Origin of the sequence: Sorangium sp. So ce381 (assembly GCF_051473845.1) — a bacterium.
GTDB lineage: Bacteria > Myxococcota_A > Polyangia > Polyangiales > Polyangiaceae > Sorangium > Sorangium atrum.
This window is the reverse complement of the sequence record NZ_CP150336.1, coordinates 578,978-591,461: the sequence shown is the minus strand read 5'-3', so window position 1 is coordinate 591,461 and position 12,484 is coordinate 578,978. Positions and strand designations below refer to the sequence as shown.

The 12,484-nt window shown below is 72.5% G+C and carries 7 protein-coding genes; 3 read left to right on the top strand and 4 right to left on the bottom strand.

Annotated features, from left to right (window positions below):
• Positions 1-332: 332 nt before the first annotated feature.
• Together WMF29_RS02160 and sppA are read right to left on the bottom strand one after the other, a co-directional pair.
• Positions 333-3,746, bottom strand: a complete 3,414-nt coding sequence (locus WMF29_RS02160; RefSeq protein ID WP_437327249.1) for a vitamin B12-dependent ribonucleotide reductase — start codon at positions 3,744-3,746, stop codon at positions 333-335.
• Positions 3,747-4,222: 476 nt separating this feature from the next.
• Positions 4,223-6,031 (bottom strand): signal peptide peptidase SppA, encoded by a 1,809-nt coding sequence (gene sppA, locus WMF29_RS02155; protein ID WP_437327248.1) that lies wholly within the window; start codon positions 6,029-6,031, stop codon positions 4,223-4,225.
• Positions 6,032-6,363: 332 nt separating this feature from the next.
• Between sppA and WMF29_RS02150 the strand changes: the two genes are divergently transcribed.
• The 3 genes from WMF29_RS02150 (at position 6,364) to WMF29_RS02140 (ending at position 10,361) form a co-directional block, all read left to right on the top strand.
• Positions 6,364-8,055, top strand: a complete 1,692-nt coding sequence (locus WMF29_RS02150) for a ribonuclease J (protein ID WP_437327247.1) — start codon at positions 6,364-6,366, stop codon at positions 8,053-8,055.
• The gene (locus tag WMF29_RS02145) at positions 8,052-9,092 is read left to right on the top strand and encodes a CHAD domain-containing protein (protein ID WP_437327246.1); all 1,041 of its coding nucleotides are present in this window, start codon (positions 8,052-8,054) and stop codon (positions 9,090-9,092) included. Before WMF29_RS02150 ends, WMF29_RS02145 begins: the two co-directional genes overlap by 4 nt.
• 174 nt (positions 9,093-9,266) lie before the next feature.
• Positions 9,267-10,361, top strand: coding sequence for a hypothetical protein (locus WMF29_RS02140; protein ID WP_437327245.1), 1,095 nt, complete (start codon positions 9,267-9,269; stop codon positions 10,359-10,361).
• 61 nt (positions 10,362-10,422) lie between these two features.
• Here the strand turns inward: WMF29_RS02140 and WMF29_RS02135 are convergent, their stop codons facing one another.
• Together WMF29_RS02135 and WMF29_RS02130 are read right to left on the bottom strand one after the other, a co-directional pair.
• Positions 10,423-10,992, bottom strand: a complete 570-nt coding sequence (locus WMF29_RS02135; protein ID WP_437327244.1) for a peptidylprolyl isomerase — start codon at positions 10,990-10,992, stop codon at positions 10,423-10,425.
• A 131-nt stretch (positions 10,993-11,123) separates the two neighbouring features.
• Positions 11,124-12,335 carry a thiolase family protein gene (locus WMF29_RS02130; protein ID WP_437327243.1) on the bottom strand — a complete coding sequence of 404 codons (1,212 nt, stop codon included), beginning with the start codon at positions 12,333-12,335 and terminating at the stop codon, positions 11,124-11,126.
• Positions 12,336-12,484 lie beyond the last annotated feature (149 nt).

The following is a 12,484-nucleotide window of genomic DNA, read 5'->3' as shown; positions in this document are numbered from 1 at the left end:
GCCCGTCTTCTACAGAGCTTCTCCGAACGCATCCATACGGCTGCCCGAGTACAAGCCCGTACGGCCCCCCCCGCCGCGCTCTCGCCCCCATCCCAAACGCTCCGCGATCTCCCCCACCCTCCCCTTCCCCCCCGAGTCGGCGGGGGTGGGGGTGACGAGGGAGGGGCCGGCGGGGGAGGGCCCCACGAACCCGAGCGCCGGCCCGCAGCGCAGTGACGCCTTCCAGACCGAGCTCCCCCGTTCACGAGGCAACAGCCACGAAAAGGCGCGAGTTCGTGGGAGGGCCCCCCGCCGGCCCCTCCCTCGTCACCCCCACCCCCGCCCGTCGCAGCTCAGCTGCATCCCATGCTGTTGCCGCAGTTGAGGCACTTGTAGCAGGCCCCGTTCCGCACGGTGATGTGCCCGCAGCCGTCGCAGACCGGCGCGTCGCCCATCATGTCCTCGAGCTGCGCGTCGAGCGCGCTCGCCGTCCGTCCCCCGCCCTCGACCAGCGCCGCCGCGGCCGGCGTGGTTGGCGAGAACGTCACCGCGCCGCTCTCCTGCGCCCGCGACTCGACAGGGTCCTCCATGGCCGAGCTGACCGGCTGGACGTGGGCGAGGTCGTAGCGGTTCAGGTACTCGACCCCGAGCACGCGGAAGAGGTAGTCGACGATCGACGTCGACATCTTCACGTAGTCGTGCCCCTCGACGATGCCCTGCGGCTCGAAGCGGGTGAAGGTGTACTGCTCGACGAAGGTCTCGAGCGGCACGCCGTACTGGAGCCCGATCGACACCGCCATCGCGAAGCAGTTCATCATCGAGCGGAACGCGGCGCCCTCCTTGTGGAGGTCGATGAAGATCTCGCCGAGCGTCCCGTCGTCGTACTCGCCGGTGCGGACGTAGATCTTGTGCCCGCCGACGCGCGCCTCCTGCGTGAAGCCCTTGCGCTTCCTGGGCAGGCGGAACCGCTCGGGCGCCGCCGCCGAGGGCGAGCGCGGGCGCGCCAGCGCGGTCGCTGCCTGGACGATGGGCGCGGGGACCTCGGCCTTGTCGGCCTTGCCCTTGCTCTCCTTGCTGTCGCTCGAGGTCGACGAGAGCGGCTGCGACGCCTTGCAGCCGTCGCGGTAGAGCGCGACCGCCTTGAGCCCGAGGCGCCACCCCTCCTCGTAGATCCGCTGCACCTCCTCGACCGTCGCGTCGTTCGGCAGGTTCACGGTCTTCGAGATGGCGCCGGACAGGAACGGCTGCGCGGCCGCCATCATGCGGACGTGCGCCATCGGCGCGAGGTACCGCCGGCCCTTCTTGCCGCAGCGGTTGGCGCAGTCGAACACCGCGTAGTGCTCCTCGCGCAGGTGCGGCGCCCCCTCCACGGTCATGCGGCCGATGATCGTCTCGTTCGCCTCCTCGATCTCCGCGGCCGAGAAGCCGAGGTGCTGGAGCAGCGAGAAGCCGAAGCGCGCCCGCGACTCCTTGGAGACGCCGAGCCTGTCATAGGCCTCCTCGCCGAGGATCCAGGGACCGAAGGCGAGATCCAGATCGAAGACGCCGGGGATCGCGGCCTCGACCTTCGCGAGGTCGTCGCTCGTGAGCCCCCGCGCCTTGAGCGACGCCCGGTTCACGTGCGGCGCCGCCAGGAGCGTGTTCGTGCCGGAGACGTAGGCGACGATCTCCTGCACCTCGGCCTCGGGGTACCCGAGCCTCCGGAGCGCCTCGGGCACGGACTGGTTCACGATCTTGAAGTAGCCGCCGCCCGCGAGCTTCTTGAACTTCACGAGCGAGAAGTCGGGCTCGATGCCCGTCGTGTCGCAGTCCATCAGGAGGCCGATGGTGCCGGTCGGGGCGAGCACCGTCGCCTGGGCGTTGCGGTAGCCGTGCTCCTGCCCGATCCGGACCGCCTCGTCCCAGTCGGCGCACGCCGCCCGCCAGAGCGACTCCGGGCAGCGGTCGCGGTCGATCGCGTAGGCGGCGTCGCGGTGCATGCCCATCACCCGGAGCATCGGCTCGCGGTTCCTGGCGAAGCCGGCGAACGGCCCCTTCGCGGCGGCCATCTCCGCCGAGACCCGGTAGGCGTGGCCGCAGAGGATCGCGGTGAGCGCGCCCGCGACCGAGCGCCCCTGATCGGAGTCGTACGGGATGCCCTGCAGCATGAGCAGGGTGCCGAGGTTGGCGTAGCCGAGCCCGAGCGGGCGGTAGTCGTGCGAGTTCTTCGCGATGGTGCGGGTCGGGTACGCCGAGAAGTCGACGAGGATCTCCTGCGCGACGAAGAACACCCGCACCGCGTGGCGGTAGCCCTCGATGTCGAACGAGCCGTCCTCGCGGAGGAACTTCGTGAGGTTCAGGCTCGCCAGGTTGCAGGCCGAGTCGTCGAGGAACATGTACTCCGAGCACGGGTTCGAGGCGTTGATGCGCGCCGTGTTCGGGCAGGTGTGCCAGCGGTTGATGGTCGTGTCGTACTGCACGCCCGGATCGGCGCAGCCCCACGCCGCCTCGGCGATCTGGCGCCAGAGGTCCTTGGCGCTCAGCGTGTCGACGACCTCGCCGGTCGTCCGGGAGCGCGTCTCCCACGCCGCGCCCGTCGCCGCCGCGCGCATGAACTCGTCGCTCACGCGCACGGAGTTGTTCGAGTTCTGCCCGCTCACCGTGTGGTACGCCTCGCCGTTGAAGTCGGAGGGGTACCCCGCGCCGATGAGCGCCATCGCCTTCTTCTCCTCGCGGACCTTCCACTGGATGAAGTCGACGATCTCGGGGTGGTCCATGTCGAGGCAGACCATCTTCGCGGCGCGCCGCGTCGTGCCGCCGCTCTTCGTCGCGCCGGCGGCGCGGTCGAACACCTCGAGGAAGCTCATGAGCCCCGAGCTCGTCCCGCCGCCCGAGAGCTTCTCCTGCTTCCCGCGGATCGCGCTGAAGTTCGTCCCCGTCCCCGACCCGTACTTGAACAGCCGGGCCTCGCTCTTCACGAGGTCGTAGATGCTCATCAGGTCGTCCTGGACCGCCTGGATGAAGCACGCGGAGCACTGCGGCCGCTCGTAGGCGTTCCGGGTCTCGACGATGTCGTCGAGCGCGCCCGCCGCGCCCGTCGCGTTCGCTCGAGGCGCCGACGCCTTCCCGTTGGCGCTCCCGTTCCCCGCGTCGGCCGAGGCCTCGTTCCAGGCGAAGTTGCCGCCCGACCCCTCGATGCCGTACCGGTGGTAGAGCCCGCAGTTGAACCAGACGGGCGAGTTGAACGCGCCGTACTGGTGCACGAGCAGGTAGGCGAGCTCCGCCTCGAAGGTGTCCGCGTCCTTCGTCGAGGCGAAGTAGCCACCGAAGTGCTCACCCGCCTCGCGGATGGTGCGCGCCAGCCGGTGGACGACCTGGCGGACGCTCGTCTCGCCGAGCTCCTTCTTGCCGTGGATCCCCGCCTTGCGGAAGTACTTGGAGACGACGATGTCGGTCGCTAGTTGCGACCAGCCGGCGGGGATCTCGGCGCCTTCCATCTTGAAGACGACCGAGCCGTCGGGGTTGGTGATGACGCTCGATCGGCGCTCCCAGGTGACCTCATCGAGCGGATCCGCGGCCCGGTGCGTGAACCGCCGGTCGAACCCGAGCCCGCGGGGGCGCGAGGCCCCCTTCTTCGCGCCCTTCTTCGAGGCTGCGCCGTCGACCTGCGCCTTGGTGGCCCCCCCGGTCACAGGACGCCCACCCCCATCTTCCTTCGTCCGTGCCGTCATCTTGCCGTTCCCGGCGGGGAGCTTACCGCCGTCACCCACAACTGCCGACTGGGCCATTTCCAAGTCCTCCTGTGAACCACCGCACCTGGCGGTGACCCGGGTCCTACCGAAAGCACAAAGAGTTCCCTGGAGAACTGCGAGGCCTCATCGCCTCGATCTCCACAGGTCTCGTCGCTTCTCCCCTACTACCTGCTCAAACGTTCCGTCTTTCGACCAGTGAGCATAGTTTCAGGTGCCATGTCTGAAAGGCGTACGCCGACATGCGGGAGCGCCTGACCGCCTGCTATCCAAACTCGCGAACCGTCCGTGCGTCAAGGAGAACCGCTACAGGTTGGGATCTCCCTCCGAACAGGGCCCACATATAGGGTCTCTCTGTCCGCTACGGGATTCCTAGCGATCCGTGATCAGTTCTGAACAGGTGCTACCCACCGGGCGCACAGATTACGCACAGCTTCTCCCGCGACAAAATCCGCCTCTTCCGTGGAATGCGCCCAACCAACCACCAGCTCTTCCATGGAGCCGGCCGTCGCCGCCTAGTCCAGGTCGTCGGCCTCCGCGCAGTACGCGAGCACCCGCTCGCCCTCGCAGTGGATGGCGAGCGCCACCTCCTGGGCGATCCCGCGAAGCCCGACGAGCTCGAGCAGCGTGGGCACCGGCGCGGGCAGCAGCGGCGGAGGTGGGATGTACCGCGACGCGCGCACGATGGCCGGCTCGATGGCGGCCGCCTTGGGCCCGATCATCTGGCGCAGCTCGTGGAGCGCCCGCTCGAACCCGCCGAGCATGTCGACGAGGCCGCGCGCCTGCGCCTCGGCGCCGCTGTAGACGCGCCCCTGGGCGAGCGGCTCGATCTCCTCGACCGGGCGGCGGCGGCCGCGGGCGACGACGCGGAGGAACGCCGCGTAGATCGCGTCGAGCTCGCGCTCCACCACCGCCCGCTCCCCCGCGTCGAGCTTGCGCGACGGCGAGAACAGGTCCGCCCGCGCGCCGCGCTTCACGACGTCGGTCGAGACGCCGAGGCGCTCGAGCAGCGGGCCGAGCGCGAAGCGCGCCGACACCACGCCGATGCTCCCCGTGATCGTCTGCGGCTGCGCGACGATCGCGTGCGCGGCAGCCGCCACGTAGTAGCCGCCGCTCGCCGCCACGTTCGACAGGCACGCGACGACGGGCTTCACCTCCGCGAGGCGGGTGACCTCGTGGTGGATCCTGTCGGAGGCGAGCGCGGAGCCGCCCGGCGAGTCGACGTGGAGGATGACGCCCTGGACGCGCGGGTTCTGCCGCGCCGCGCGCAGGCTCGCGACGAGCCGCTCCTCGCTGGCCAGCGACGCGCCCCGGAAGTGGGCGCGGCTGACGATCGCGCCGTGCACCTCGATGACGCCGAGGACGGGCCGAGGCCACACAGGCGTCAGCGAGAGAGCGCGCCGCGCGCCCAGGTAGCGGTCCGCCGACACGAGGCGGTTCTTCGAATGCCGCGCAGCAGCAGGAGCTCCTCCGCCTCCTCCGCCCGACGCGCGGTCCGCGTCCTGCGCGCCGATCTCGGCGCGGCGCGGCGCCGCGATCGCGGACGGGAGCGACCCCGCCACGAGCATGTGCTCGAGCTCATCCTCGTACGCGACAGCGTCGACGATGCCTCGCGCGACGGCCTGCTCCGCGCCGAAGGGGGCCTCGTCGATCCACCGCGCGGCCGTCTCGCGATCGACGCGGCGCCCCTGGGCGAGCGCCGCGGTCAGGTCCCCGAGGCGCCCGTCGAGCAGGGCGCCCACCTGCTCGCGCTGCGCGGCGCTCATCGTGTCCCGCACGAGCACCTCGCCGGCGTTCTTGTACATCCCCTTCGCGAACACCTCGGGCTCGACGCCGACCTGCTCCAGCGCGCGGCGCACGTAGCGGCCCTCCACAGCGAACCCGAGCGGCGACACCATCGTCTCGGGCCCGACGACGATGGCCCGCGCGGCCGAGGCGAGCAGGAGCGTCGTGGTGTCGGCGCCCATCGGCAGGTAGGCGACGACGTCCTTGCCCCCCGCCCGGATCTCGAGGAGCGCGTCCCGCAGCGAGGCCGCCACCGCCGGCCCCGCGTGCACCGACCGCATCCGGAGGAGCAGCCCCGCCGGGCGCGGATCCTTCATCAGGTGCTTGCCGAGCTCGCGGACGCGCTCCACCGAGAGCGGCGCCCTCTTCCTGGGACGCCACGAGAGCGCCAGGCGGACCCTGGGCGGCTGCAGATCGACCACGCGGCCGTCGATTTCGAGAACGACATACCCGCCCCGGGGTGCAGCAAACGCCCAGCGGAGCGCGCTGACCGGGAGCAGCAGCAGGCGGAGGAGATTGACGAGCAGGGCAGCGATCACCGGAGGCTCCTCGAAATCTGGGGAAAGGCGGCTCGGCGTCCGCCGGCGGTCACGATGTGGTGGGGGGAGACAGGATGTGCAGGAACCGGTCCGCGCGGCACGAGATCCGGTGGCGAGGTCGGCGCCGCCTGGCCCCGGCGCCGGAACTGGAAAGAGAGAGCGTGACGCAAGGGGCCCCCCTGTGGCTACACTGTCGCTCCAAGTTTCGAAGGGGACGGCGAGCCGATGTGGGTTACGTCTTGAAGAAGTCGTCCTCTCTCTTTCAGACCAGCTCAGCAAGCCGCGGGCCGTAGGCCCCCGGCGCCCTGGGTGGCAGACCCCCTCCACCGAACGTGCATCCCGAGCAGAGCGCCCCCGCCCCGAGCCAGCTCCCCCTGCCACCGCCGTCCACCCTGCGGCTCGTGCCCCTCGGAGGGCTCGGCGAGGTCGGGATGAACTGCCTCGCGCTCCAGCAGGCGGATGGGCTGCTGCTCATCGACTGCGGGGTGACGTTCCCGAGCACGGACCTCGGCGTCGACGTGTACCACCCGCGCTTCGATCACGTGCTCGCGCTCCGCGATCAGGTGCGCGGCATCGTGCTGACGCACGGCCACGAGGACCACATCGGCGGGCTGCCGTTCCTCCTGCGTCACCTCGACGTCCCCGTCTGGGGCCCGCCCCACGCGCTGGAGCTGGTGCGCTACCGGCTCGCGGAGCACGCGCTCGAGGACAAGGTCCGCCTGCTGCCCACGCAGGTCGGGCGCGAGGTCGCGATCGGCGGCTTCGTCGTGGAGCCGCTCCGGGTGACGCACTCGATCGTCGACGCGACGGCGCTCGCGATCCACACGGCCGCGGGGCTCGTCGTCCATACCGGGGACTTCAAGCTGGACCCGACGCCGCTCGACGGCGAGCCGACCGACGAGGCCCGCTTCCGCGCGCTCGGCGACGCCGGCGTCCGGCTGCTCCTGTCCGACAGCACCAACGTGGACTCGCCGGGCGAGGCGGGGAGCGAGCGCGCCGTCGCCCACGCGCTGGCGGAGCTCGTCGAGACCGCGCCCGCGCGCGTCGTGGTCGGCGTCTTCGCCTCGAACGTCCAGCGCCTCCTCGCCCTCGGTCAGGCCGCGATCCGCGCGCGCCGCAAGATCTGCCTGCTCGGCCGCAGCGTGCAGACGCACGTGCGGGCAGCGCAGAGCGTGGGGAGGCTCCCGTGGCCGAGCGACCTGCTCGTCCCGCCCGAGGTCGCCTCGTCGATGCCGCGCGAGCGGCTCCTCGTCATCGCGAGCGGCACGCAGGCCGAGCGGGCCTCCACGCTGACGCGGTTCGCCTCGGGGACGCACCCGCTCCTGCGCCTCGAAGAGGGGGATCGGGTCGTGCTCTCGAGCCGCGTCATCCCTGGCAACGACCGCCCGGTCGTCGACATGATGGCCGGGCTGCTCCGCCTCGGCGTCGAGCTCGTGACGTGGTCGACGGATCGGCGCGTCCACGCGAGCGGGCACGCGCACCGGACGGAGCAGGCGCGCATGATCGACCTCACCCAGCCGCGCGGCTTCCTCCCCGTGCACGGCGCGCTGCACCACCTGACGCGGCACGCGGAGCTCGCGCGGGAGCGCGGCGTGGCCGAGGTGCTCGTCGCCGAGAACGGCCACGTCGTCGAGATCGGCAAGACGCAGCCGCTCGGCCGGAGCGGCCGGGCCGTCGCCGGCCGGGTGGCGACGGCGGGCGGCGAGGAGCTCGGGGAGGAGGTCCTCCGGGAGCGAGCGACCCTCGGTCGCCAGGGGGTGGCCTTCGTGTCGCTGGTCGTCGATGTGCACGGCGCCCTCGCGGCGCCGCCGCAGGTCCTCGCCCGCGGGGTCACCGGGGAGCTCGAGGGCGGCGCGCTGAGGGCCGCGGCGCGCGCGGTCGCGCAGGCGGTGAACGACTGCGAGCCGCGCGCGCGGCGCCGCGACAACGACATCATCGAGATCGCCCGGCTCGCGGCGCGCCGGACGCTCGAGGCGAAGCTCGGGAGGCGCCCGCTGGTGACGGTGGCGCTCACGCGTCTGTGACGCCGCTCGAGGGGAGCCCCCCGCCCTCGGGTGGCGCCGGAGCCGGCGACGGCGGCGGCGCGAGGCTCTCCGCGCGAGACTTCCTGGGCCCGGTGCTGCTCTCCCACATCGAGCGCGTCCGCGCCGATGCGCGGCGCGTCGTCACCGCGAGCGAGCAGGGCGAGGACGCGGAGCCGGACGCGGAGGCGGTGCACGACTTCCGGGTCTCGCTTCGCCGGCTCCGGACGCTGCTCAAGCCGGCGCGACGCATCTACGGAAGGAGGCGGCTCCGCCCCGTGGCCGAGGGGCTCCGGGAGTTCGCGCGGGCGACCGGCGCGCTGCGCGACGAGGAGGTGCTGCGCGAGACGCTCACCGCGCTCGATCTGGACGAGGCGGCCCGGGCGGCCGTCGCGGGGTGGGTCGCGCAGCGCGCGCGCCGCGAGCGCGAGGCGAGGGCCCACATCGTCGAGCTGCTCCGGCAGGATCGCCCGGACGACACGGGCGCGCCGCAGGCCGATGCGCCGGCCGAGGGCGAGACGGGCGCGACGCAGGCCGACGCGCCGGTCGAGGGCGAGCGGCTCCGGCTGGAGCCTCACCTCGCGCGCCTCGAGCGGCGCATCTCGCGCCGGAAAGCGAGGAAGCGCGGCGCCGAGGCGCTCGCGAGGCGAGCGATCGGTGATGCCCTGGACGACGTGCGCGCGCTCGCCGCGAGCGACCCGGGCGATGGGGCGGCCATGCACGCGCTCCGGATCCGCTTCAAACGGCTGCGCTACTCCGCGGAGACGTTCTCACCGCTCTTCGGAGAGCGCGCCGAGCGGACCGCGAAATCCGCGTCACGGATGCAGCGCCGCCTCGGCCAGCTGCACGACGCCGATGAGGCGCTCGCGCAGATGACAACAGCGGAGGCCCTGGCGCCTGACGCGCGCGCTGCCGTCCTCGAGGCGCTCGCCGCAGAGCGGGCGCGGCTCGCTCACAAGGCGATCGAGGAGCTCGCGCGAGAGCTCGATACGCTCACATCGCTCTGGTCGGGCGATCCCCGCGCGCTCCCGAGCGGATGACGCAACGCGCGGGGCGCGGTGCAGCAAGGAGCGCCGCAGCAGGCGCGCTTCGGACTGGGCGAACGGGCGCCGGGATCGCCGGCTGCGGAGCTCGCCGTGCGGACAGGCGCTTCGTGGTACCGTCGGTCGGGCTCCTTCGAACCGAGGCGAAGCCCGCCGATCCCGGAGGTCGTGTTGCGCCGCTCTGCGTTCCAAAGCGTCACCGCGCTCGTCGCTCTCCTCGCGGCGAGCGCCTGCACCCAGGACTTCGACCAGTTCGAGCCCGCGCTCTTCCCGGGGCCGTCCGGGAGCGGCTCCGGCGGGGCCAGCAGCTCCGGCGGAGATGGAGGAGGCCAGACGGCGGCTGGGAGCACCACGAGCAGCGGCGCCGGCGGCGGCGAGCGGTGCACCAACGGCGAGGATGACGACGGCGATGGCGCCGTCGACTGCGCCGACGACGACTGCGGAGGGTTCGCCTGCGTCGCCGCGCCCGAGGACTGGCAAGGGCCCGGCCTCCTGTACCAGGGCCCCGACGCCGCGGACGTCGCCTGCCCCGAGGGCTTCTCCGAGCGGGTGGACGTGGGCGGCCGCGAGCCCCTCGACACGCCCGCGACCTGCAGCGCGTGCGCGTGCGGCGCGCCGACCGTGGCGTGCGAGACGCCCGCGGTCACGGTGTACACGCGTGGCGCGTGCGGCGGAGCGAACGCGACGCTGCCGGTGCAGACGGAGGACTGCATCAACCTCGGCGGCGACCTCCAGGCCGGCAGCTACAGCGGCGAAGCGCCCGGCGTGGATTCGGCGACGTGCGCTGCGTCGGGCGGCGAGGCGACGTTGCCGCCGCCGCGCTTCGGTATCGAGGGGCTCGTGTGCGCCGCCGGGCCGGACGCCGGCGGATGTGGAGCCGGCGAGGCCTGCGCCCCGCGAGAGATCGACGCGCCGTTCGAGCAGGGCGTCTGCGTCTGGCGCGACGGGGACCAGCGCTGCCCGGACGGGTTCGGCGAGCGACACGTGTTCGCGAGCTCGATGGTCGACAACCGCGGCTGCACCCGATGCACGTGCGACACGGGCGGCGTGCGCTGCGCGGCGACGCTGACGCTCTTCGAGCAGAGCCGCTGCCGGGGGCGCGGCGAGACCGTGCCGTTCAATGGGGCCTGCGTCGACGATCCGCCCCCCGCCGTCTCGGTGTCGCTCGAGGTGACCGGAACCGGCAGCTGCCAGCCGCGCGGCGGCGACCCCACAGGCGAGGTCGAGCAAGGCGAGGACAAGATCACCGTCTGCTGCGCCCGCTGAACGAGCGGAGCGCTGCGCTGGCCGCGCGGCGCTGAACGGCGCCGCGCGGCGCGCCGCGCGCTTACTGCCGGAAGATCTCGACGCGCTCGAGGACGACGTCCTGGTTGGGCCGATCGCGCGTGGTCGCCACGTTGGCGATGCGGTGGACGATGTCCTGCCCGCTCACGACCTTGCCGAACACCGTGTGGCGGTTGTCGAGGTGCGGCGTCGGCCCGTCGGTGATGAACCACTGCGCGCCGTTCGTGTTCTTGCCGGCGTTGGCCATGGAGAGCACGCCGGCGCCCTCGTGCCTCAGCGAGGGGTTGAACTCGTCTGCGAACTTGTACCCGGGGCCGCCCGTGCCCCAGAGCGCCGCCTTGTCCGGGTAGCGCGAGAGCGGGTCGCCGCACTGGATCATGAACCCCGAGATCACGCGGTGAAAGCGGACGCCGTCGTAACAGGGAGTCCCCTGCATCCCCTGGCCGGTCTTCGGATCGGTCCAGTTGATGGTGCCCGTGGCGAGGCCGACGAAGTTCTTGACCGTGTTGGGGGCGCCCTCCTCCTCGAGCCGGACCGTGATGTCACCGAGCGAGGTCTTGAGCCGGGCGTGGAGCTTGCCGGTGCCGGGCACGTTGATCTGGGGGAATTCCATCGGGACTTCTCCTTGGTTTGGCCGCCGAGGCGGCGCCGTCAGCCGAGGGAGGTGAGCCGCGGGCCCCCTCCCTGCGTTCTGCTGCGCCGGTCTTATCTCATCTGGCGCCGCGGACGAGCGGCGAAATGACCTCACGCGCGCTCGAAGAGCGTCGCGATGCCCTGGCCGACGCCGATGCACAGCGAGGCGACCCCGACCTTGGCGCCGCGCGCGCGCATCGCATGCACCAGGGTGCACGCGATGCGCGCGCCCGAGCAGCCGATCGGGTGCCCGAGCGCGATCGAGCCGCCGCGGACGTTCACGCGCGCCGGGTCGAGCTCGAGCGCGCGCGAGCACGCGAGCGCCTGCGCCGCGAACGCCTCGTTGAGCTCGAACAGATCCACGTTGGGTACGCGCAGCCCGGTCCGCTGGAGGAGCTTCTTCACGGCCGGGATCGGCCCCTCCCCCATGAGGTTGGGATCCACCCCGGCGGCCGCCGTCGCGATCACCCGCGCGCGCGGCGTCGCGCCGGCGGCCTGCACGGCGTCGCCCGAGGCGAGCAGGAGGGCCGCGGCGCCGTCGTTGAGGGGGGACGAGTTGCCCGCCGTGACGGTCCCGCCCTCGCGGAAGGCGGGCTTGAGCTTCGACAGCGCCTCGAGCGAGGCGTCGGCGCGCACGCCCTCGTCGCGCTCGAACAGGACGGGATCGCCCTTCTTCTGAGGGACGAGCACGGGGACCACCTCGTCGGCGAAGCCCCCCGACTCCCAGGCGAGCGTGGCGCGCTCGTGGGAGAGGAGCGCGAACCGATCCTGCTCGTCGCGGCTGATGCCGTGCTTCTTGGCCACGTTCTCGGCCGTCTCCCCCATCGACTGGAGCTCGAACCGCGCGGCCATCCTCGCGTTCGGATAGCGCCAGCCGAGGGTCGTATCGTAGAGGGTCGGCGCGCTCCGCTCGAAGCGCTCGGCCTGCTTGGGCATCGTGAACGGCGCGCGCGTCATGCTCTCGACGCCCCCCGCGATCGCGCAGTCGGTCTCGCCGGTGGCGATCATCCGCGCGGCGTCGGCCACCGCCTCGAGCCCCGAGCCGCAGAGGCGATTCACCGTGACGCCCGGGACCTCGTAGGGGAGGCCGGCGAGCAGCGCGGCCATGCGCGCGACGTTGCGGTTGTCCTCTCCGGCCTGGTTCGTCGCGCCGAAGACGACGTGATCGAGGCGCGGCGCCAGCGAAGGATTGCGACGCACGAGCGCGTCGAGGACGTGCGCTGCGAGGTCGTCGGGGCGGACCGTCGCCAGCGCGCCGGCGTAACGGGCGATCGGGGTCCGGACGGCGTCGACGACAAAGACAGGGCGCAGGGCAGCAGCCATGACGAGAGCGTAGCGTCGCCTGGTCAGCGCGCAGCGGGAGATCGCGCGCGCCCTGGAATCTCCGCTCGGTTCGACGCGCGCCGCGCCAGCGTCGATGTCGCGTGTGCCCGCCCGGTCACGCCAGGGGTGAGCACGGGGGCCGATCGGAA

Coding starts and splice junctions, on each gene's coding strand:
- WMF29_RS02130 (WP_437327243.1), bottom strand. CDS start 12,335: ATGGCTGCTGCCCTGCGCCCTGTCTTTGTCGTCGACGCCGTCCGGACC.
- WMF29_RS02160 (WP_437327249.1), bottom strand. CDS start 3,746: ATGGCCCAGTCGGCAGTTGTGGGTGACGGCGGTAAGCTCCCCGCCGGG.
- WMF29_RS02135 (WP_437327244.1), bottom strand. CDS start 10,992: ATGGAATTCCCCCAGATCAACGTGCCCGGCACCGGCAAGCTCCACGCC.